Source organism: Bacillus sp. RAR_M1_44, from assembly GCF_020165935.1.
Lineage (GTDB): Bacteria > Bacillota > Bacilli > Bacillales > Bacillaceae > Bacillus > Bacillus altitudinis.
Window position 1 is genome coordinate 1,413,824 of the sequence record NZ_JAIUKX010000001.1, and the last position, 21,799, is coordinate 1,435,622.

26 protein-coding genes are annotated in these 21,799 nt (G+C 39.3%); 2 read left to right on the forward strand and 24 right to left on the reverse strand.

What is annotated here, in order from left to right; all coding sequences use genetic code 11:
• Positions 1–12: 12 nt before the first annotated feature.
• The 18 genes from LCD34_RS07650 to LCD34_RS07735 form a co-directional block, all read right to left on the reverse strand.
• Positions 13–354 (reverse strand): flagellar protein FliT, encoded by a 342-nt coding sequence (locus LCD34_RS07650; RefSeq protein ID WP_224558740.1) that lies wholly within the window; start codon positions 352–354, stop codon positions 13–15.
• Complete coding sequence (gene fliS, locus LCD34_RS07655) at positions 351–755, reverse strand: flagellar export chaperone FliS (protein WP_008348247.1); 405 nt, start codon at positions 753–755, stop codon at positions 351–353. The genes LCD34_RS07650 and fliS overlap by 4 nt, the downstream gene beginning before the upstream one ends.
• A gap of 17 nt (positions 756–772) precedes the next feature.
• Complete coding sequence (locus tag LCD34_RS07660) at positions 773–2,287, reverse strand: flagellar hook-associated protein 2 (RefSeq protein ID WP_148779770.1); 1,515 nt, start codon at positions 2,285–2,287, stop codon at positions 773–775.
• Positions 2,288–2,307: 20 nt separating this feature from the next.
• Complete coding sequence (gene flaG, locus LCD34_RS07665; RefSeq protein ID WP_007499987.1) at positions 2,308–2,649, reverse strand: flagellar protein FlaG; 342 nt, start codon at positions 2,647–2,649, stop codon at positions 2,308–2,310.
• Positions 2,650–2,802: 153 nt separating this feature from the next.
• Complete coding sequence (gene csrA / locus LCD34_RS07670; protein ID WP_008348252.1) at positions 2,803–3,027, reverse strand: carbon storage regulator CsrA; 225 nt, start codon at positions 3,025–3,027, stop codon at positions 2,803–2,805.
• Positions 3,021–3,455: a flagellar assembly protein FliW gene (fliW, locus tag LCD34_RS07675; RefSeq protein ID WP_148779771.1), complete on the reverse strand. Its 435-nt coding sequence runs from the start codon at positions 3,453–3,455 to the stop codon at positions 3,021–3,023. The genes csrA and fliW overlap by 7 nt, the downstream gene beginning before the upstream one ends.
• 28 nt (positions 3,456–3,483) lie before the next feature.
• The gene (locus tag LCD34_RS07680) at positions 3,484–4,062 is read right to left on the reverse strand and encodes a DUF6470 family protein (RefSeq protein ID WP_047945621.1); all 579 of its coding nucleotides are present in this window, start codon (positions 4,060–4,062) and stop codon (positions 3,484–3,486) included.
• 46 nt (positions 4,063–4,108) lie between these two features.
• Positions 4,109–5,020 (reverse strand): flagellar hook-associated protein FlgL, encoded by a 912-nt coding sequence (gene flgL, locus LCD34_RS07685; protein WP_008348257.1) that lies wholly within the window; start codon positions 5,018–5,020, stop codon positions 4,109–4,111.
• Between the two features lie 8 nt (positions 5,021–5,028).
• Positions 5,029–6,549: a flagellar hook-associated protein FlgK gene (gene flgK / locus LCD34_RS07690; RefSeq protein WP_224558741.1), complete on the reverse strand. Its 1,521-nt coding sequence runs from the start codon at positions 6,547–6,549 to the stop codon at positions 5,029–5,031.
• Positions 6,550–6,564: 15 nt separating this feature from the next.
• Complete coding sequence (locus tag LCD34_RS07695) at positions 6,565–7,047, reverse strand: flagellar protein FlgN (RefSeq protein WP_007499977.1); 483 nt, start codon at positions 7,045–7,047, stop codon at positions 6,565–6,567.
• 18 nt (positions 7,048–7,065) lie between these two features.
• Positions 7,066–7,329, reverse strand: a complete 264-nt coding sequence (gene flgM, locus LCD34_RS07700) for a flagellar biosynthesis anti-sigma factor FlgM (protein WP_003213252.1) — start codon at positions 7,327–7,329, stop codon at positions 7,066–7,068.
• Positions 7,330–7,408: 79 nt separating this feature from the next.
• Positions 7,409–7,828 (reverse strand): TIGR03826 family flagellar region protein, encoded by a 420-nt coding sequence (locus LCD34_RS07705; RefSeq protein ID WP_017357864.1) that lies wholly within the window; start codon positions 7,826–7,828, stop codon positions 7,409–7,411.
• A 56-nt stretch (positions 7,829–7,884) separates the two neighbouring features.
• Complete coding sequence (locus LCD34_RS07710) at positions 7,885–8,571, reverse strand: ComF family protein (protein WP_196297689.1); 687 nt, start codon at positions 8,569–8,571, stop codon at positions 7,885–7,887.
• The gene (locus tag LCD34_RS07715; protein WP_035701582.1) at positions 8,568–8,861 is read right to left on the reverse strand and encodes a late competence development ComFB family protein; all 294 of its coding nucleotides are present in this window, start codon (positions 8,859–8,861) and stop codon (positions 8,568–8,570) included. Before LCD34_RS07715 ends, LCD34_RS07710 begins: the two co-directional genes overlap by 4 nt.
• 64 nt (positions 8,862–8,925) lie before the next feature.
• Entirely contained in the window at positions 8,926–10,305 is a 1,380-nt protein-coding gene (locus LCD34_RS07720) for a DEAD/DEAH box helicase (protein ID WP_155403678.1), read from the reverse strand.
• A gap of 119 nt (positions 10,306–10,424) precedes the next feature.
• Positions 10,425–11,267, reverse strand: a complete 843-nt coding sequence (locus tag LCD34_RS07725; RefSeq protein WP_007499966.1) for a DegV family protein — start codon at positions 11,265–11,267, stop codon at positions 10,425–10,427.
• A 210-nt stretch (positions 11,268–11,477) separates the two neighbouring features.
• Positions 11,478–12,167: a two-component system response regulator DegU gene (gene degU, locus LCD34_RS07730; RefSeq protein WP_008348273.1), complete on the reverse strand. Its 690-nt coding sequence runs from the start codon at positions 12,165–12,167 to the stop codon at positions 11,478–11,480.
• A gap of 64 nt (positions 12,168–12,231) precedes the next feature.
• Positions 12,232–13,407: a sensor histidine kinase gene (locus LCD34_RS07735; protein WP_003213166.1), complete on the reverse strand. Its 1,176-nt coding sequence runs from the start codon at positions 13,405–13,407 to the stop codon at positions 12,232–12,234.
• 221 nt (positions 13,408–13,628) lie between these two features.
• Here LCD34_RS07735 and LCD34_RS07740 point away from each other — a divergent pair, with 221 nt between their 5' ends.
• Both LCD34_RS07740 and LCD34_RS07745 read left to right on the forward strand, forming a co-directional pair.
• Complete coding sequence (locus tag LCD34_RS07740; RefSeq protein ID WP_017357860.1) at positions 13,629–14,297, forward strand: YigZ family protein; 669 nt, start codon at positions 13,629–13,631, stop codon at positions 14,295–14,297.
• Positions 14,282–15,379 (forward strand): LCP family protein, encoded by a 1,098-nt coding sequence (locus LCD34_RS07745; RefSeq protein ID WP_007499958.1) that lies wholly within the window; start codon positions 14,282–14,284, stop codon positions 15,377–15,379. Before LCD34_RS07740 ends, LCD34_RS07745 begins: the two co-directional genes overlap by 16 nt.
• Positions 15,380–15,416: 37 nt before the next feature.
• Here the strand turns inward: LCD34_RS07745 and LCD34_RS07750 are convergent, their stop codons facing one another.
• The 6 genes from LCD34_RS07750 to LCD34_RS07775 all read right to left on the reverse strand — a co-directional run bounded on the left by LCD34_RS07750 (position 15,417) and on the right by LCD34_RS07775 (position 21,788).
• A complete protein-coding gene (locus tag LCD34_RS07750; protein WP_007499956.1) occupies positions 15,417–16,484 on the reverse strand; it encodes a glycosyltransferase family 4 protein in 1,068 nt (355 codons plus the stop codon).
• 134 nt (positions 16,485–16,618) lie between these two features.
• Complete coding sequence (tuaH, locus tag LCD34_RS07755; protein ID WP_224558742.1) at positions 16,619–17,866, reverse strand: teichuronic acid biosynthesis protein TuaH; 1,248 nt, start codon at positions 17,864–17,866, stop codon at positions 16,619–16,621.
• The gene (gene tuaG, locus LCD34_RS07760) at positions 17,835–18,590 is read right to left on the reverse strand and encodes a teichuronic acid biosynthesis protein TuaG (RefSeq protein ID WP_224558743.1); all 756 of its coding nucleotides are present in this window, start codon (positions 18,588–18,590) and stop codon (positions 17,835–17,837) included. The genes tuaH and tuaG overlap by 32 nt, the downstream gene beginning before the upstream one ends.
• A 24-nt stretch (positions 18,591–18,614) precedes the next feature.
• Positions 18,615–19,292 (reverse strand): teichuronic acid biosynthesis protein TuaF, encoded by a 678-nt coding sequence (gene tuaF, locus LCD34_RS07765; protein WP_072367397.1) that lies wholly within the window; start codon positions 19,290–19,292, stop codon positions 18,615–18,617.
• 60 nt (positions 19,293–19,352) lie between these two features.
• On the reverse strand, positions 19,353–20,819 hold the full coding sequence (tuaE, locus tag LCD34_RS07770) for a teichuronic acid biosynthesis protein TuaE (RefSeq protein WP_224558744.1): 1,467 nt from the start codon (positions 20,817–20,819) through the stop codon (positions 19,353–19,355).
• A 39-nt stretch (positions 20,820–20,858) separates the two neighbouring features.
• The gene (locus tag LCD34_RS07775) at positions 20,859–21,788 is read right to left on the reverse strand and encodes an NAD-dependent epimerase/dehydratase family protein (protein ID WP_224558745.1); all 930 of its coding nucleotides are present in this window, start codon (positions 21,786–21,788) and stop codon (positions 20,859–20,861) included.
• Between the last annotated feature and the right edge of the window lie 11 nt (positions 21,789–21,799).

Consider the following 21,799-nt stretch of genomic DNA (forward strand, 5'->3'; position numbering starts at 1 on the left):
GGTCTCACCTATTTATTTCCGTTTATCGTAGTATACGCCGTCACTTGTCATGGGCTGATACGGATTTTGATAATTCAGCTGTTTTGTTTTCTTACGTTGAATGGCTTGAATATCTGCCTTAATCCCATTTTGAATCTCCGTTAATTGCTTGGCCATCAGTTGATCTGTTTGAATGATTTCTTTGATTTTCTCTTTTTCTTGAACGGAAAGCTCATGTTGAATGTCTCTCATTAGTTCGTCTCTCTCAACTAAAAAAGCATCAAAGTCTTCAACGAGTGTTTCGCTTTGCGGATTGGTCTCTATTTCCGCTGCCATTTTTAACGTTTGGTCGTGCAGTTGGTCCACAATACTCATAGAGATCCCCCAATAGAGTGGTGACGCCCTTTTCGATCGGTTTGAATGACTTCCTTCCAAGCATCTCGGAAATCAGTCACATATTGCTCTACTTCATTCAGAATCTCTTCGTCATTTTGCAGATTGGCTTCAATCAGTCTTCGATAGATGTAGTCATACATACTTGCCATGCTCTTTGATACATCATACGTACGATTTAAGGTGACATTTAATTCTTGGATGATGTTTTGAGCCTTTTTCAGGTTCAAGTTTCTCATTTCAGCATCTTCTTTTTGAATGCCATGCTTTGCTAGTCTAATAAACTTTAAGCATCCTTCATAAAGCATAAGCGTTAACTCGGCCGGTGTTGCGGTCTCAATAGAATTTTTCTGATAGGCGGCATAAGGGTTCTGAATTGCCATATGTTATAAACCTCCAATTATTGTCCAAGCAGTTGAGAAAGATAGCCAGATTGGTTGTTTAGCTTTTGAATCGCACTATCCATGGCGTTAAACTTTTTGTAGTAACGAGCTTCCACCATTTTTAAACGATCTTGGAATGTACTCATTCGTTCGGTCAAAGAATCAAGGTCCTTACCAAGTCCGTATTCTTTTGATGCCATCGTTGTGCTACCAGCCTTTGTCTGAATGCTCTTCGAGAAGGCTGATAAGGAATTTTTGATACGATGAATGATTCCTTGTTCTTTATATTGCTGCTGCGCTTTATCTTTATCTTTTGAATCTACATTTAGCGAACCTGACATAAATATTTGACTAATCTTTTGTGGGTCTTCTTGAATAGCTTTTCTTAGCTTCGGTTCATCAATGACAAGCTTTCCGCCATCTTTATATTTATCTGAAGTGGCAATTCCGATTTGTGTCATGTGAATTTTATTCCCATCACTTGTCGTAATATCAACATAAAAATCACTTCTTAATTTAGATGCACCAGATCGTAAAATTGAATCACTTCTCAACAAGCCTGACTTCGCAGTCGTTTCCCATAGCTCGACTTCTTTGTCAGACATGGCTTTTTTCTCTTCAGCTGTTAATGGATAGTAGTCTCTATTTCTTTTTTCATTGACTTTACCATTGATCTCTTCAACAAGTTCATTGTATTTATCAACGAATTGTTTGATTTTATCAAAGATGGCATCGACATCTGTTGAAACGTTCAAACTGACAGGCTTATCTGTTGTTCCTTTAAGTTCATATGTGATACCAGCCTGCGTGAAGGTATTATTGTTATTTTCCATTTTGAGACCATTAATTTCGTATTGCGCTTTCTGCCCTTGAGTAGTCGCAACTAATTTATTATCTCCATCCACTTGGAATCCTAATTGCGTTAAAAATGAAGCAGAATTGCCATCTGCTGCCTTAATACTGACACCTTCACCAGTCGTACGCGAAGTCAGAGCGATCGTATCTACGTAGTTGGTTCCATCAAAGATCTGGCCTTTATAAGCCGTGACACCTAGTTGAGCGTTGTTCAATTTTGACACGATTGAATCAAGGGTATCTGTATCAGTTGTATTAATGGTAACTGTTTTAGGTGTTGTAGAATCTGGTGTCGTCACCTCAAACGTAAACGTACCGTTTGAAGCAGTAAATCCAGATGGACTAGAAGATTTGAATACGGATGCTGTCGCTAGTTGGGTCACATTAATCGAGCCAGAGGTAGCATTTGTTGAGCCAGTTGCTGTGACAGCAGATTCATTGGAGCTAGTGACCTTTTTTGCGCCATAAGTACTCGGATATGTTAAATTTAGTTTGGCAATGAGATCATCTAATTCTTTGACCTTTGAATTGACCTCGCGATAGCTGTCTCTTTGCCATTCAAGTGTTTGTTTCTGACGTGTCATTTTATCAAGAGGTGCTTGCTCAGTTTTCATTAACTTTGAGACGATTTCATCAATATCAAATACATTAGAAAATCCAGTAATTCGATTAACCATGGTTTATGTTCTCCCTTCAATTACATTCTTTTATCGACAAATAAACCGACAATCTCTGTCATTGCCGCATAGAAATCAAGCCATTCTTTGGAAGGAATCTCTCTAATGACTTCTTCGGTTTGGTTATCTACGACTTTGACATAATATTCATTGAGTTTTTCATGCAATTCAAATTGAAGATGAAATTGAGTAGGTTCAATCAGCTTATTTGCTCCTTGAAGCGTTTTCTCAATTTCTTCTTTTGAAACGACTTTTCCATTTGCTTGTAAATCAGTGTTTGCATTGTCATTTTGATGATTCGTAACACGGGTTTGAAATGCATCAATCAGTGGCTCTAGCGAAGTCAACTTACCAACAGACATAGTTATTCAGCTCCTGTGCTTTGATCTATCTTTTATATCGGCTTTGAATTATTAAATTAAATATAGATGGCCCGATTTGTTAAAGTTTCATATAGATGATGTACTTCTACGGTTTCACACGGAGGAGGATAGACAAATAGGATAAAAAAATCCTCACTTTTTTTGTGAGGATAATTGAGAAAGTAGATCAAAGGACAAGCTAGCAGCACGGCTGTTTTCTTCTTGAATAGACAGGTATACTTCCTTCCTGTGAATATCAATATGCTTAGGAGCCTCAATTCCGACTTTTACTTGGTCGCCTTCAATCGCAATAATTTTAACTTCAATATCGTCGCCTATTTGAATCGATTGATTTAATTTACGAGATAGAACTAACATGAGGAAGCCACCTCTAGCAAATGTTTTGTATGATAGGCTGAATCATGCAAAATGACCTGCTTGGCTTTCATGTTTTTCCGATTCACAATAATAGGCGCTCTTAAATTGGCTGTCGTTTTTTCAATAGAAGATCCCATTGTTAAAATAACCATGACTTCCACATCATTGGCATCTTCTACCCCAAGAATGTCTACAACCGATTCTTCTAAGTCAAATTCATATTGATTGAAGAACAAAAATGGGCTGCTGACAATAAAGCCTAGTTCTGTATTTTCCAAAGATTGGAGAACTAAAAATGGGGATTCTTCTGATAAAGGTAAAATGACAAATTGTTTTTGATCCAGAAATCCTGGTATCCCATTAGAGAAGTGAATGATTTGCTCCTCTTTAATCGTCACTTCGCCATGGTATTTTGTTTGAATGATCATAATTCACGACCTTTTTCATTTTTCTTAACTATACCTTATCACCATTTTGACCTGTTTCGTCAACTTCTATTTTTAATTCTGGGTATTGTAACATATCAATATGAACTTTACCTGGCTGGTAGTTAACAATTGGTTTATGAGGTGTTGCCTCTATAATAGCTTTTTGCGGCTCCACATCAATTTTAAGTTCAGATGGCTCATAATGAATTTTCACACTAAAAAATGAAGGAATCACACCGATGTTGAATTGTTTTGCTGGAGGACTGCCGTTGATTTTCGCAAACTCAGCAATCGCATTCCCACCATTCTCGATCTTGATGAGTTCACTTCCTTCTTCCGCTCTACGCCCCATTCCTTCTCCAATCGCACGTTTCCCCTCAGCCGCCCATTCCTCTGAACGCCTAAAAATCGACTTAATATCCATATCGGCAAATGCCTCGGTTTGATCTATGGTTAATTTCGACGGTGTCCTTGTGATATTCATGACAGCTCTTGGCTGCTGAATGTCAAGATCCGCTCTTGGCTGCTCTACTTCTTGCTTGGAAGGGGTTGTCGACATTTGCAGCTTTGCATAAGTTTGCTCCATTAACAATCTAGGGATTTGCATAGGTTCACCTCCATGATGCAAAAAAGCACCCAACGGATGCTCTTTCTTATCTTAAGAAATCGACAAGGGATGGCTGAATCACTTTAGCTGTCGTCGCTAAAGCAGCTCTATTCACAGTCTCTTGTTGAAGAAGATCAAGAATGGCTTTTTCACTTTCTACATCTTCGGCATCTGATTTAGCCTTTTTCAGCACTTCAAATTGCGAAGTCAAACGGCTCCCGACTAAGTCGATACGATTGGATCTAGCCCCAAGATCTGAACGCTCAGCACTCATCACTTCTTTAAACTGATCGATATTTCCTAATGCATCATCTGAATTTGTAAACGTTCCATTTTTTAATGAGTTTTCTAAATCAGTCAGCATTTCAATGACATTTTGACCACTGGCAGATTGCCCACCAAAAGCTGAAAGAGGATTTGAATTCACATTTAATGTGATTCCATCAGAAATGTTCGACTGAACCACGTTTGCATCTGTATAGTTTTCAAAGTTAAATGTAAACGTACCATCTGCATTCTCTACAACTGGTTTAACATTGGTATTCGTCCCATTAAAAACAAACTTACCTAACATCTGCGTGTTCATTGCATCAATGATTTGATTCTTCATCTGACCAATTTCCACTCCGATAGCAGCTAAATCTTCTGGCTGTTTTGTTCCATTGGCCGCATCGAGTACTTTATCTCGTATATTTGACATGATATCAATTATTTCAGTGACACTTGTTTCAGATGTATCAATCCAGTTTCGTGCCTCATTTAAATTAGTTTGGTATTGCTCATTTCGAAACATGGCTGTACTATATTGAAGACTTTTCACTGCTGCCACAGGATCATCAGACGTTTTTGTGAAACGTTTTCCAGATTGTGCCTGCTCATTAATTTTAGAGAGTTTTTCATAACTTTTACTAATATTTCGAAGTGAATTTTGAGAAATCATACTTTGCGTGACTCGCATCAGTTACCCTACCTTCCTACGACTCCCATGCCGTTTATTATTTTATCTAATACTTCGTCTTGCATCGTCATAATTCTTGCTGCTGCATTATACGCATGCTGGAATTGGATCATGTTCGTCATTTCTTCATCAATAGATACAGCACTAGTTGACATCCTGCGTTCATTGGCTGAATTCACAAGAGCTGCTGAACTGCTTTCAAGGGTCATGTTCTTTTTAGCTTGTATCCCCATTTCAGCAATGACATTCTGATAGTAATCCTGAATCGTTGTGGTATTGCCGCCGATTGCAAGCTTTAAATTTTGAATATTGGCTAATTTCGTAGCATTCGAACCATCACCTTGCGTTTGATTAAGAGATGCAGCAATGTTATCTGTCGATGCTAAAATCACGTCACTCACTTTGATACGGGCTGCCAAGCCTTTATTCAAATCATTGTTATTCTCAATATCGAAAAAGTCTTGTCCACTTGTGCCATTTAACGTGTACCCTTGCTTATGGACATCGTTAAAAGCATCCATAAATACTTTTGCTACTTCATCCAGCTCAGCAAGCATATCCGGGTACATGCCTTTTTCATCTCCATTAGACATGTAGCCATACGCCTCAACAAGTGCTTTTACTTTACCATTCACTTGTAATTGATCAGCTGCGATGGTTGTCGTTCCAAATTGGAGTGAGTTAACAAGTCCTGTCGTATTATCATAGGAAAGTTGCAATTCAGATTTTTCATTAGTAATGCCATTTAAAATCGTTCCAGCAGATTGTCCATTAGCACCGATAATGTCGATGTTAACGGTTCCTTCAGCAATTTCCAGAGCATTTCCTCCAGAAGGGTTGTAGCTCACTTTAATATCAACAAGTGAGGAAAGCTGATCTATAAGAGCGTCGCGCGTATCATAAAGATCATTGGGAAGATAACCATTTGGCTCAACGGTTGCAATCTGTTTATTCACTTCATCAATTTGAGTTAATAGGGTGTTCACATTTTTTGCCGTTGAATCGAGTTCAGTTTTTAAATTCTTTTGTATCGTTGTTAAAGAAGAATTTAGCAGGCGGAATTGATCTACTAAAGCCTGAGCACTTGTCTTAACAACTGTACGGGCTGAAGCAGTATCAGCATTTTTCGATTCTGATAAGACTTGTAATGATTTCCAGAGATTATCAAAGGCTCTATTCAAGCCTTCATCTGTTAAATCATTCATCACTCCTTCCATTTGTGAAAGAGCATCAGACTTCGTCGCATAATAAGACAAGTTATTGTTATGATCTCTATACTGAAGATCTAAAAAGCTGTCTCGAATTCTTTCAACAGTTCCAACTTGGACACCTGTCCCCATTTGGCCATATGTCTTGCCATCATAAACAGAAATCACTGGGTAAGGATTCTCTGCTTTAAAGGTAACTCTCTGTCTTGAATAGCCATCAGTATTTGCATTGGATACGTTGTTTGATGTGACATAAAGCCCTGCACGCTGGGCTGTGATTCCTCTTTTTGCCGTTTCTAGTCCCATGAATGTAGAACCCATAGATATCCTCCTTGTTTACGCCTTTGAATCAAACAAAGCCCTATGCTGTTTAGGCTTTGAACTCTCAAGACCATTTTGTCCGTAATTCATATTTTCTTTGTTAGGATTCACAAGATCGAATGTCAGTGAAATAAATTGAAGTGACTGCTGAATAAGCTGTTTGTTCAGTTCGTTTACATCTTTCAGTTCCACCATGATGTCATTCAGCTTCTCATATAACGAAATAAGCTCTTCTTGATCCGTTCCTGTAGCTTTTTCGATACATGCGGTGATTGTCGGCGATTGATCACTTTGTAAAAATTGAACTGCTGCTTCAATCCGCTTTTCTTCTAATTGTGAAATGGCCTGAATATATTTTTGCTCAAGGTTCAGAACCTCTGAAAGAGCATCGATCTCATTATTTTTCAGCATTTCTGTTTTATTCTTAGACAGCTTTAGAAGCTGTTCATGTAATCCGTAGAGACGGTGCAGTTCTTCAATCATTATTTTTACTGACATTCACGCTACTCCCTTTTGTTATTGTTGTTTATAAAAATTCAACATTTTATCTGCAATGCCTTTGGTATCTACTTGATATGTTCCGGCTTCAATGCTTTTTTTAATTTGGTCTATTTTATCTTGACGTTCTTTCATGATATTCGGCACCTTTTGCATTTCGATTGCCTTTTTAGAAATTTCGACTTTGTCAGTTGATTTTGCTTGATTCGATTGCAACGTTTGTTTCTCATATGTTTTCTTGTAAGGATTTACTGGTTGTGTTCCATATCGATTAATTTTCACGGGATTCCTCTCGCTTTCCGTTACAGTCTGTCTTGATTCTATCCATTTTATCGACCAAACTGCAACTTAGTTTAGGGAATCAGTCGTTTTTAGGATTAATGGCATAATAGGTGTCTTTTTTCCTAGATTCAATCTCCCTTTTACGCTCTTCTTCTTGGTCCATTTGGCTGATTTGCGTCTTTATATCCTTTTCACAATGGCTACACAGCTTGTTTTTCCTGATCGGTTGGCCGCATCTTTCACAAGGATAATTGATATTAGGGAATTGACTAATTTGAAGTCTTTTCAAACGGATAAATTTCAGGATTAATTCTTCATCAACTTCTGTTGCGTCTACTATTTCAGCAATGGTTGATTGTCTATTACTTTGCTTACGCAAGAATTTATAAACGATATCAAAAGAACGTTCTTCTTCTTCAAAGCATTTGTTACAAACCGTTTGGATGGTGGTTTTTAAAAATAACTGATTACATTGTGGACAGTTTGCCAATTGATTCATAACCAAAACCCCTTACGTTATTTTCTTTTCTTAATATCGGTTGATTGTCATGATTTTTAACTACGAATCAACGTAAAAGAGGAAACACTTTTGGCGCCTGCGTCTTTTAAAATTTTTGCTGCATGATAGACTGTCGCCCCAGTTGTATAAATATCATCGATTAATATGATATCCTTTAGAACGATCGGGTTTGCCTGCCTTAATTGGAACAAATTCTGTTGATGTAAACGTTCATTTTTTCTTTTCTTAGACTGCTTACTTTGATGTACTTTTATAAGTGGCTCCAATATAGGTCCGCCAATCATGGAAGCAAGCATCATTGACTGATTGAATCCTCTTTCCTTTAATCTCTCTTTACTCAAAGGAATTGGGACAAGGACCGGTTCTTTGATTGAAAAAGAACGTTTAAACGCTGACTGTACATCTTTTTTAAATAGATCAGCTAAAGCCGTATCACCTCGAAATTTAAATCGAGCTAGAATATCTTTCATAAAGTCGTTGTAAGCATAAACAGATCGATTCATCACAAGAATCTCAGCAAAATCCCGTCGTTTATTCCACCTTGAACAATCCTGACACAATTGATCATTTGATTGGGCTCTTCCGCATTTAGGACAAGTAGGACCTTGAATCTTCATCAGGTGGTTCTTACATGCTACACATAAACGATCTTCATTTAATAGTAGGAATGATTTCCATGTAAAAGTAGCCACAAAATGGCTCTCACAAATTAGACAAATCAACGATTTTCTTTGTTCAACGGCAAATGATTTTCGCACCTTGGATATGTAGTGACCGTTGAAGCAGCTTCTGTCAGAATGACGAGCATCGCCGTATTTTTCTGTTTATCCACCATCTCGGATTTACTGTAGGATATTTTATCGATATCTGTTATATATTGCGGTTTCACTTGATTTAGAGAAATGGCCAATACATCTTCTATACATTTTTCACAATGACAAATCATGTTTAATTGGTTGAGATATTGATAGAGAATTTCTTTAAGTAGTATTTCTTTTGCGTTGAGTAGCATATTTTGTCTCTCCTGCCATTTGTGTTTTGTGAATATAATGTACCATGATTTAGTTGAACCCACACTATTTTTCAGAAAACTCTTTTTCAGCTGTATTATTCATTTTTACGATATGTTTCTTTGCTTGTTTCATACTTCTCGTTAAACCAAAATGAAAAAAGTACACGTCTCCATTAAAAAAATCTGGATGTCTCCCTGCTCTACCAGAAATTTGGACAAGTGCACTTTCTGTAAAAATAGGAGATTCCGCACCTAATACGCCCACTTGAACATCTTGAATGGTAACGCCTCTTTCTAGAATAGTTGTTGTAACCAATACATCGTACCTATGATCTCTGAAATGCTGGACTTTTTGCTTCCTTTCTTGATCATCCGCAGAAACACCCTGTACATTAACATCTTGAACTTGAAGAATATGAGTTACCTTCTTCATAGTAGAAATAGAAGGAACAAAGAGTAACACTCTTTTTTTCTTTGTGATATGTTCATGCAGCCAGTTCATTGTAGATGCTGGAAGCCGATTTCTTTTTAATTTCTTTTTCCAATCTCCAACCCATTGAAATGTTGGGACAGGCAACGGTTTTTGGTGGAAGCGCAGAGGAATTTTGATCGCTTCTAATTGTCTACGAGCAACATCCTTTTGCATTTTTTTAGATGGTGTGGCACTTAAGTAAATTCTAACTCCTGTTTTTTTCATTGATTTTGAAACAGCAAACTGAAGCCGTTCATCCATTGAATAAGGAAATGCATCGACTTCGTCTACAATGAGGACATCAAAGGCGTTTTTATATCTCATTAGCTGATGGGTTGTAGCGATCATAAGCGGTGCCATTTGAAATCTTTGAGAACTCCCGCCATAAAGTGCAGCTATATTCAGTCCTTGAAATGCCTTTCTCATTCGAGGTTCAAGCTCAAGTACAACATCGGTTCTAGGCGTCGCAATACAAACACTCATTCCGTTATTTAGCGCATATTTTATTCCCTGAAAAAGCACCTCCGTTTTCCCCGCACCACAAACAGCCCAAACGAGCAGATCAAATTTGTTTTGGATTGCTTCTACTAGCCTATCGGACGCTCTCTTTTGCCCTTTAGAAAGCTCTCCCTGCCATGTTAATTCAACTTGTCTTGTTTCTTTCTTTTGTGGACCCGTCCATTCGTAGAGAAAGCCACATTCGCTTACTTTTCCCAGCATGATGCAGGATCTACAGTATACACAGTCTTTTTTACATGTTTCACACGGAGAGAGGGCAAAGTAGCGCTTGTTTGATACACCGCACCGGCAGCAGATCAAACCACTCGCCAACCTATCGACAGCAGGTGTTCTATGGATAAATCCTTGATTCTCCAGCCACTCCAATTCGGACTGTGTACATTGACATTCAACAGGAAGAAGGTGCCTTGATTGTAGCTTGTGACTGAGTTCCATTGCTTTTTCCAGATTCAATTTCACGCACTACCTTTCCATTCATGTTGACCCATTATGTACAAAGAGAAGGCCTTTCGTCTAATTGTAAAAATAGAAAAACAAATCCCCTTTTCCATGAGAAAAGGGGATTTTGATATCTATCTGATGATCCAGCCAAGTGCTAAAGAGCCTTCGCCTAGATGAGTGCCAATCACGGCACCAAAGTAGCTTTTATAAAATTCAACATGAGGATACTTTTCTAATAAGTGCGCAATTAATTCATCTGCTTCTTCTTCTCTATTACCATGTATCAGAGTTGCTCTCATTGGAACACCACGTGATGCATCTTCATCAAATAATTCAAAAATACGTGAAATGGCTTTTTTGCGTGTACGAATCTTCTCAAAAGGGACAATTAGCTTGTTGTCAAAATGCAAGATAGGCTTTACCTTTAAGAGGCTTCCAATAAAAGCCTGAGCACCATTTAATCTGCCGCCACGTTGTAAATGAGTTAAATCGTCTACCATAAAATAAGCTCTTTGATTTTCTTTCAGATAATTGAGATGGGAAATCACTTCTTCTGGAGAAGCACCATCTTGGATTTTTTCAGCAGCTTCTAACACATAAAAACCTTGCGCCATACAGCTAGTCTCTGTATCAAACGGATAAATGTCGATTCCGTCAACTAGTTCATTCGCTGAGGCCGCACTATTGTATGTTCCACTAATTCCGCTTGACAGATGTATACTAATCACAGCATCATATGTTTCGCTAAGTTTTTCATATAATTCTATAAGTTCACCGAAAGCAGGCTGAGAGGTTGTTGGAAGATCTTTATGTTTCTTGACTTCTTCATAATATGTCTTCCAATCCATTTCTACTTCTTCACGGTATGATTCAGTACCAAAGATGACATTCAGAGGGATCATATGAATATGATGTTTATCACGTAGTTCTTGTGGTATATAAGCAGTACTGTCTGTTACAACGGCTATTTTCATTCTTAAATACCTTCCTTATCCGTTAAGTTGCTTTTTAAAAAGAATGATCATTGTTTTTCACTAGATTTATAATACTAATCAAAAAAGCTTGCCTAATCAATAGGCAAGCCCGCTATATCCGAAAAAGACTCCTTACCTGCCTATCATTGCTCTCTAACTTGAATGTGAGAGAACTAAAAACAGGCGAAAAAGGAGTACTTGTCCGGAACATTATCTCATTTCTACCCAGCCGTTTTTAATTGCTACAACAACAGCTTGAGTACGGTCATTTACATTCATTTTTTGCAAAATGTTACTCACGTGGTTTTTGACTGTTTTCTCACTTATAAAGAGCGACTCACCAATACCTCTGTTGCTCTTTCCGTCAGCTAACATTTGAAGAACTTCACATTCACGTCTTGTTAAGATATGAAGTGGTCTGCGAATTTCAGGATATACCTCGTGCTGTGGATGTGCTGAAACGCCGCTTGTTGCTAAGCGTCGGAATTCATTTACTAAGTTATGAGTGACTTTCGGATGTAAATAAGAGCCTCCGTCAGCTACTACTTTTACTGCTTCAATGAGAGTATCTGCATCCATTTCTTTTAACAAGTAGCCTCTTGCTCCTGTTTTTAATGCATGTGTCACATAGTTTTCATCGTCATGAATAGATAGGATAATGACTTTTGATTCGGGATAAAGCTCTACTAGCTGTTTTGTAGCCTCCACACCATTTACATTCGGCATATTAATGTCCATAATGACAACATCCGGATGATAGTGTTCTACGATACGTGCAGCTTCGTCACCGTCGTCTCCTTCTGCAACTACTTCAAAAGTAGGTTCAAAATCTAAAATCCGTTTGACACCTTCACGGAATAATTGGTGGTCATCGATAATTACAATATTTACTTTAGTCACAAGCTACGCCTCCCCATGTTTATTGTTCTACACCTGAACTTTATGGTCAATATGTCTTTTGTCTCTATTTTACAATTTTATTTTGTAATGTTAACGGTACTCTAATCATGATGAATGTCCCTAGACCTATTTTTGAGTCTATGGTCATTTTACCTTCTAGTAAGTCTACGCGCTCTTTCATACCAAGTAACCCAAAGGATTTGTTTTTATTTGTTTTAACATCCTTCATATCAAAGCCTTTTCCATCGTCTTTGATAATTAAGGTGACAAAGTCTTTCGTCACTTCAACCTTCACAGAGATTTCTTCAGCTTCAGAATGCTTTAAAGAATTTGTGACAGCTTCTTGAGCTAGTCTAAATAGTGCCACTTCAAATTGAGAAGCAATTCTTTCGCTTTCAGTATCACCTAAGCACTGGAACGTAATTTTGGTTTTTCCATCATATTCTTCAATTGTGTTTAAGTATTTTCGCAGTGTCGGAATGAGACCCAAATCATCTAAAGCCATCGGTCTTAAATCATAAATGATTCTTCTCACTTCGTACAGTGCATTTCGCACATTCTGTCTTAGACTTCTAATTTCTTTAAATCCTTCTTCTGTTCCACGGTCTCTAAAAATTCGTTCAATTAGTTCTGAACGCATCATCACGTTTGCCAGCATCTGAGCAGGTCCATCATGGATTTCTCGTGATACCCTTTTGCGCTCTTCTTCCTGGGCTTCAATAATTCTTAGTCCAAAATCTTGTTTTGCCTGAGCATCTTCAAGTAAAACACCGACCTGACGTAAATCTTGGTTCAAGTAGTTGAGGACGACCGTGATCTGGCTCACAAGCGTTTCTGAACGTTCAATGACATCTTGTAAGCTTAACAATCGTCTTTCGAGATCATCTCTTCTTTCCCTCAGCTGTTTTTCGCGCTGCTGGATCATGGTCAATTCTACTTGCAGGTTATGTGCTTTTTCATAGGCTTCTCGTATTTCTTCTTCGCTGAATTTGTTGAAGTTTCTGCTGACCTCAGATAATCGATTTCTAGCATGTCTCGTATGTACTTCTAGTTTATCCCCAAAATCAATTACTTCGTTGACTTGCTGTTTAATTTGCTTAAGCTCTTCTACTAGGCTTTCATATTGTTGACGGGACTGTTCGCCGATTCTAAATACTTCGTCCTTACTGCCATCAACTGTACTTAGCATTTTCATGATGATTGAATCCAATAACTTCGGATCCATTTTAGGTGTTGTCATGGCTTTTCCCTCCCGTAACAGTGATGTCATCTTTTTTTATTATAAATGTCATTGATCTGCATTTTATGTCGAATTATAATGAAAGAATGCGTATAAATCATGAAATTTTTATGACGACCCTTTTTCCGCTCCTATCATCATAACAAAATACGCTGTAAAATTCTAAAACCAATGCAAATTTTCTCTAGCCTTACAATTTGCTTGTCAGGAGGGTATGTCTTTTGCTGAACCGCTATCTCACAGTAAAAAGCCGTGGCGAGCATGAGATCGTCATTGAAAAATCACGTTTTATTTGTCATATACAACGTGCTGTCTCAGAAGAAGAAGCACAAGCCTTTATACAATCCATAAAAAAACAACATTGGAACGCCACTCATAATTGTTCCGCCTATTTGATCGGTGAACATGATCTGATTCAAAAAGCAAATGATGATGGTGAACCAAGTGGTACGGCAGGGGTACCCATGCTTGAAGTGCTAAAAAAACGCAAGCTGAAAGATACAGTTGTTGTCGTCACTCGTTATTTCGGCGGTATTAAGCTAGGTGCCGGTGGATTAATTCGTGCGTACGGAAAATCTGTGTCTGAAGCAATCAATCATGTTGGTATGGTAGAACGCTGTTTAATGCGTACGATGCACACAACAATAGATTATACATGGCTTGGAAAGGTAGAGAATGAGCTTAGAGCCTCATCTTTTCAGCTAAAAGACATCCATTATGCAGAAGATGTGATTTTTGAAACGTATGTAGAAGAAACACAAACAGAGCAGTTCATTGAATGGATGACTGAGTTGACTAATGGAAAGAGTGTTACTAAAGAAGGCGAATTGATTTATTTAGAAAAGGACGTTGGTCCGATAAAGGAGACAGATGAATGGCACAACGAGTAAAAGTGCGTGTACGAAAGAAAAAGAGTAAGAAGAAAAAGATTTTCAAACGGATTCTGGTCTTATTTTTGCTTCTCTTCATCTGCATGGGCGGATTTGCAGTTTATAAGATTGTGAATACACTCCAAGCTGCTGACAAAACTTATGATGAATTAGAGCGCGGGGAGAAATCGAAACTCCGTGATGCTGTCATTGATATCAAGAAAAAACCTTTCTCTGTCCTATTTGTTGGCATAGAGGATTACGCCACAAATGGTGATCACGGCCGTTCAGATTCACTCATCGTCGCAACGATTAATCCTCAGGATAAAACGATGAAAATGGTCAGTATCCCCCGTGACACACGAGTACAGCTTGCTAGTGACACAACGGGAAATAAAGTAAAGATCAATGCGGCATTTGCTAAAGGCGGTAAAGACGAAACGATTGAAACTGTCGAACAATTCTTGCATATCCCAATTGACAAATATGCAACAGTGGACTTTGACGGTTTTAAGGATGTCATTGATGAAGTTGGGGGAATCGATATAGACGTTCCATTTGACTTCAATGAAAAAAGTGACGTCAAAAAATCGAAAAAGATTTACTTTAAAAAAGGGAATATGCATTTAAACGGGGAAGAGGCACTTGCTTACGCGCGAATGAGAAAACAAGATCCACGTGGTGATTTCGGGCGTAACGATCGTCAGAAACAAATCTTACGTGCCATGATTGATCAAATGGCGAAACCTCATAACATTGCAAACGTGGATAATATCGCAAAAGAAGTAAGTGATCATATAACAACCAACTTCCGCATCACAGAAGGACTTGCTCTACAGCAAATTTACAGTGGTTTCAAAGGAGACGATACTGAAACATTATCTATTAAAGGATCAGACCTTTATCTAGGACCAAATCGAACATACTTCTTTGAGCCAGATCAAACCAACTTGGCTGAGGTGCAAAATGAGTTAAGGACACATTTAAAGCTTCCTGCTGAGTCATCGTCCTCAACTGAAACAAATACACAAACCGATTCATCTTCTGATGCAACAGGGTCAGCCGATACCCAGGCCCCTTCGACCAGCACATCAGGACAATAATAGGAAAACAGCCCGTTCCTTGGAAGCGGGCTGTTTTTTATTGTCTTTTGACCATACGTTTGTAGAATTTCGTAAATGGTTTAAACTCTTCGTTCACCAAACCAGTGACTTCAGCGATAACTTGCATAAACATGACCAGTAAAAAGATGATGATCAATGACAGCCAAATGGTGGCACTTGTCAGCAAAATCGCGCTTAAGCTGAAGACTAAACCAATCATGTAAATCACAATCACTGCCATTCGATGTGATAAGCCAAAGGCCATCAGTCGATGATGGATGTGTGATTTGTCAGGTGCTGAGATAGGCTGTTTATTCAATATTCGTCTTATGATCGCAAAGGTCGTATCAAAAATAGGCACACCTAAAATAATTACAGGGACAACAACACTAAACAAAGTAACACTTTTGTACAATCCTAAAAGTGACAGGACCGAGATCATATAGCCTAAAAATAACGACCCTGTATCACCCATAAATATTTTTGCTGGATGGAAGTTATAAAAAAGAAAACCGATGGTACTGCCAATGACGACAAGAGATAACGAAAGAATCAGGATCTTGTCCGCAGAAAATGCCATGACGGCAATCGTGGTTAAACCGATAACCGAAATTCCGGCAGCCAGTCCATCTAATCCGTCAATTAAATTGATCGCATTTGTAATCCCAACAATCCATAGTACAGTCAGGGGATATGCCATCCATCCTAACTCCAGTCGATCTGTTAAGAAAGGAACAGAGAAAAAGTCCATTTTTAAGCCCGTGCTCACGATTAAGCAAGCAACGAGAACTTGCACAAGAAATTTAAATTTTGCACTTAAATTATATTTATCATCAAATATACCTAAAATGACGATGAGTACAGCGCCAACTGATATAGCTGTAATTTTATTATGTAGAAACAGCCCGCCTGCTAGTGCTCCAGCCGCTACCCCAATAAAAATCGCCAAACCGCCCATTCGAGGCATTACTCTATCATGAACTTTTCGTTTATTCGGCTGGTCCACTGCACCAATCTTAATTGCAAACTTTTTGACGATTGGTGTCACAATTAAAACTGTAGCCAGAGAGACAAAAAACGCTAATAAGGCGCGTTCGTAATCCATAGGTCAGTCTCCTTCTAAATTGAAATCTGTATTTTGTATATTGGCCGCTCTTTCCATTATACAATTGAATATAGGATGATCACAAGCTCCCCCTAAGAAGAAGAAACAAATAAAAACGCACAATCCTGAATGAATTATGCGTTTTCTTTAATATTCGTTAATTCCACCATGTTTGTGAACAGTGCGTGCCAATCTTTTTTCTTTGCCCGGCTTTGTCTTAGATGTCTGCATTTCATGTCATCTTTTTTACTGATCACTTTCTGGCAGGCTTCTACGAAGAGAGCTGGATCTTCGCCCTCTACATATTCATACACATCATTCTCTTTTAGCCTTTCCGTTGATGGAAGATTTAAACCAACAACAGGGATTCCGGCAGCTAAAAATTCATACAGCTTGAGCGGAAAAACCGCTTGATTGTAAGGAGACTGTTTGTATGGCATCATCCCTACATCAATTAATTTCATATAAGCAGGCACTTCTTCTGGTGCGACTGCTCCTGTCCATATGACATTGGGCAGTTTGAGTGCATGCTGAAAAGATGGATCTCCATTCGTTCCATCCGGACCGACAAATAAAAATGTCCAATCTGGCTGCATGCGAGCAGCTTGAGCGATCATGTCAAAATCGAGCTTCGGCTTGATCCCACCTATAAAGCCAAGAACCGTTCCCTCTCTTCCCTCTAGCACGTCTTCTCTGCTAGGGAGGTTGCTTTTTGCAAACACATCATACTCGACGCCATTTTCGACTGTAAAGACATCTTTCGGTTCACCCATGAGCCTTTTTTTGATTTGATCATGTAAGTATTGTGAAGAGCACGTAATGCTGTGTGCATATTTAATAATGCGGTTTTCAGCTTTTACAATGACTCGCTGTCTCATATAAGAGAGAATGTTGTTTTTTCCGCTGATGGGCTCTCCCCACAGGTCACTGCAATCATACACAATATGTTTCCATTCAAATAAAGAAGATAAGAGCGGAAATCCCGGAAACGTATACCATAAACAGACGGCTATGCCCTGCTTTTCTTCTTGACGCAAATGCTCAAGAAGAGGAGATAATTTATGAAAATAAAACATATCTTTATAACGGCCAAAGCGAAAAAACTTGCTCTTGAGAACATCAGGAATGGTCATTTGCTTCATTCGATCCGTTATAGGCTGAAAGGGAGCTGAATGACGAGTGGCAGATGGGCATATCCAGATGACCTCTTTCGTTTCTGGGTCAGATGCAAGAAATTCCGCCAGTCGATGCCGTCTGTACCTTAAGCCATCGTGGCCCCATTCTCCCGTTGCGACAATCACATGTATGATCGAGTCTGCTTTCACCTTTATCACCTTTTTTCCCTTCTGTTTATAAGCGCTTTTTGACAGCATTTGTGGCATAGTGCATAAAACACCAAGATGCTTTCACAAAATGAAGCTGCTCAATTTCTCTGTAGACAAACCATGTTTTTTTCGCTGCTTTCCACTTGTTACTAGAAATCGAGTTTCCCACGATGCGATATTCACTGAGCGGCTCATTCATTCCATAGGCAGTAAATCCTTTTTTTAAAATAGAAAGCCATGTGGCTAAGTCCTGCCTTGTTCGAATGTTTGGCATTTCAACGTGTCCTACTTGCTGAAGATCGAGCATCACCGTCAAACAGCCGATAATCGTATTTTTTAAAGCTTCATTGTAGTTCAACTGAGCCGGCGCTGTGACGGTTTTTTGTAACGGCTCTCCATTTTCTGAAATGATGTCATATGCCGTGAAAGTAAAGGCATGATCATTTTCTAACATAAACTTGACCTGCTTTTCGAGCTTTGTCTGTTTCCACATATCATCGCTATCTAAAAAAGCGATAAAGCGGCCTTTCGCCTGTTTGATGGCTGTGTTTCTAGCAATAGCGGCTCCCCCGTTTTCCTCTAAATAAATGACGTTGATTCTGTCGTCCGTCTGACTTAATTCCCCTAACAACTTCCTTGTGCCATCTGTTGAGCAATCATCTGCAATGATCAGCTCCCAGTTGGAATAGGTTTGGGCAAGGACGGAATGAACTGTATCCGTTAAATAACGTTCCGCATTATACGCCGGTGTAATAATTGATACTAACGGTTGTTTGTTCACCTAAGACTCATCTCCAGTTCATCATTAAGATTCTTTGAACACTTCAGGTAACACCACAAACATAAGCGAGATGCTAAGGCCAATGACAAGTCCAAGCAATGCCCGTTTTTTCGCTGACATACCTTTGTTCCCTTCATCAAGCACTTGGGCAGGATCGACAATCTTTGCCTGCTTCATACCCAGCTTTGTCGATTCCAATTCATATAAAAATCGTTCTTTATCGACCTTGGAGTCATTGCTGACAGATTCACCTTCAAGAGCGGATAGTCTTCTTTCAATGACTTGCTGTCTTTTCGTAAATAAGGCTTTGTCCTGCTTTAAAAATGTATCTGACACTTGTTTCACTACCGCCAAAGCTCGAGCTTGATCAGCATCTGTAAACGACAACTGCAATTGTGTATCGGACTGGTTCGTGAGAATCAAACGATTTTTCACATCCTGCCTTTCTTCTTCCTTTACATCACGGAGTGCTTGATTCAGAAATGCATCACTTTTTAATAGAGATGTCACTTCTTCCATATTGTTATACACACCGTCGTCATATTTCCCAAGCGTCAAGGTCACAGCAGCTGTGTAACTAGACTGTTCTACTGTCCCCTTGGCAAAAAAGAAACCAAAAGCAGCTAATGCGACAGGCAGCAGCACAAGCCAGACGATATATTTTTTCATTCGCTTCCCTATTCTTAACATAAAACCAGACATGCTCATTCTCCCAACATTGACGTATTTGCTTTTTCACTAGTGTAGCCATACAACTCAGCATCACACGTTTGCCCACGGCTTGAAGCGCTGTTTATTTTTCATGATATTGACCGCTGCGATCACTAGACCTAGAAACACCCAGTGGAAATATAAATTCGAGACCGAACTCGGACTGATACTTGAGACGAGAAAGCTCAGCATGGCAGCAAATAGACCTTCAATGATCATCTTGGCTGATCTCGTGTCAGCCAATTGGTATTGTTTGTACAGTGAGAACATGAGATAGGCATACACTGAGATATAACCTAGCATGACGGCAAACCCAAAATTCGTCATCACCTCTAGCAGCCAATTGTGAACTTCCACGACCTGATCTGTATCAAAGATAGAAAAGTGAGCTAAGTAATAAGACACATTGCCCGCTCCGACTCCGAAACCGTATGAATTCGTAAAGAAATGCCAGGCGTTTTTGATTAAATTCGCACGGGCAATGTTGGACGGAAGTGGTTCGCTAAAAGAATGAGCGACCTGAGAAGCGAGAAACAAGTCATAAAAGACAGAATAGATTTTGGCTGAAAAAATGGCGATACAGATGAATCCAAGCCCGCCTGCTGCCATGATAGACCACTTTTTTAAAAAGCGAGGCATCAGTAGCCATACATAGATTGCCGCTCCAGCTAATATGCCAAGCAAGCTGGCGCGCGATTCTGTTAACAAAATAAGATACAGCGCTAAGATGGCTCCTAGTAATCCGAACGCTTTGATATAACCATTTTTCATTTGGCGCATGCACGCCACATATAAGAAAAAGCTAATAGATAAAAACGTCGCAAAGTCATTTTGGTTAAAGAAGACAGCCGTAGGATAGTGCTGTTTGTACGCTGGTCCAAGATATAATGAGGTATTCGGTAAATGATTCAAGGTCAAGTGATTATAGAACCCGATTCCCATCACAAATACAGTCATGACTAGCCAAATACTATAAAAAGTCACGATCTGATCCATTCGCTGAATGTACATGACCACAAGAAAGACAAAACCCATTCCCATCGCAAGAAGAGACATATATTTCAGGCCGTCTGTGACCGAATGAGCCCAAAGCAGTGAGATGAGTCCGTAAAGAAACCATGCAGCGAAAAAACCAAGAATGCCTTTAACACGAATTTGCTGCCACTGGGATATGTACGTTCCTTTGTCTCTCATCCGCCATATGAATAAAGCAAAGACAGCCAAGAGCATGATGCGGTAGAGAAAGAGACTAAAGAACCCAACACTAATAGAGAAAAAAGCATTATTGAGAAATGTTAATGCAATTAAAAGGTAAATGGCTGACATGAATATGTGTTCACCATTCATGTAGAGCTTCATACATATAGCAGCCGCCATGAGCACCACAAGTAAAACCGGAATGACCACCATCTTCTTTAACCCGATAGGCTGTGCGGATGCCATTTGTACAAGCCCTATACCCGCTGCTAATAACATACATCCGATCATGATTTGCCATGCTGTTTGTTTCACACTCATACCTATTTTCCTCCTAAGCAACCCATCCGATTTGAGGGATTAAGCCTTTACTTCCTGTTCATAGTAGGAAATGGTACGAGCCAAACCTTCTTGTAAAGTCACAACAGGCTCCCATGCTAAGACTTGTTTCGTTTCCTCATTTGCCAATGTACTATGCACAATATCTCCTGCACGCTGCGGCTTATAAATCGGTTCAAGATCTGATCTCGTGACTCGCTTCATCGTTTGAAACAGCTCATTCACCGTGATGGAATGACCACATGAGATATTTAAACAAACGTTTGATTGAGCGGTTAAAGCTGCAACATTCGCTGCGGCTAGATCGCCTACATAGATGAAATCTCTTGTTTGTTCCCCGTTTCCGAAGATGAAAGGTGCCTCATGCTTTGCAAACTTATCAGAAAAAATTGAGACAACACCGCCTTCACCACGTGCGTCTTGGCGCGGACCATATACATTGCTGTACCGCATAATACAATAGTCCACATCATAGAGTGATTTTGCCATGTGTAAGTATCGTTCAACTGTCAGTTTTGACAAGCCATAAGGTGAACCAGGCTGCAGTGGATGAGCTGTGTCGACCGGCAGATAGACTGGGTCTCCATAAACTGCTGCCGATGAGGCAAACACCACTTTCTCCACCCCGGCTTCAGCCGCTGCTTTAATCACATGCAGCGAACCTTTAATATTGACCTCTTCGTCGTAGACGAAATGTTGAACCGAAACGGCTACACTCACTTGGGCTGCAAGATGAATGATATAATCTGGTGCAATGTGTTTGATCAAATCGACCGTTTCTGATTTTGTGACATCTGCTTCAATGCATTGTACGGAAAGATGAGCAATATTTTCCTTCGATCCAGTTGAAAAGTTATCAAGAACGATGGGCTCATAACCTTTCTCTAATAAAGCCTCTACCGTATGAGACCCTATAAATCCACTTCCCCCAGTTACCAATACTTTCTTCATCCAAGTTCCCC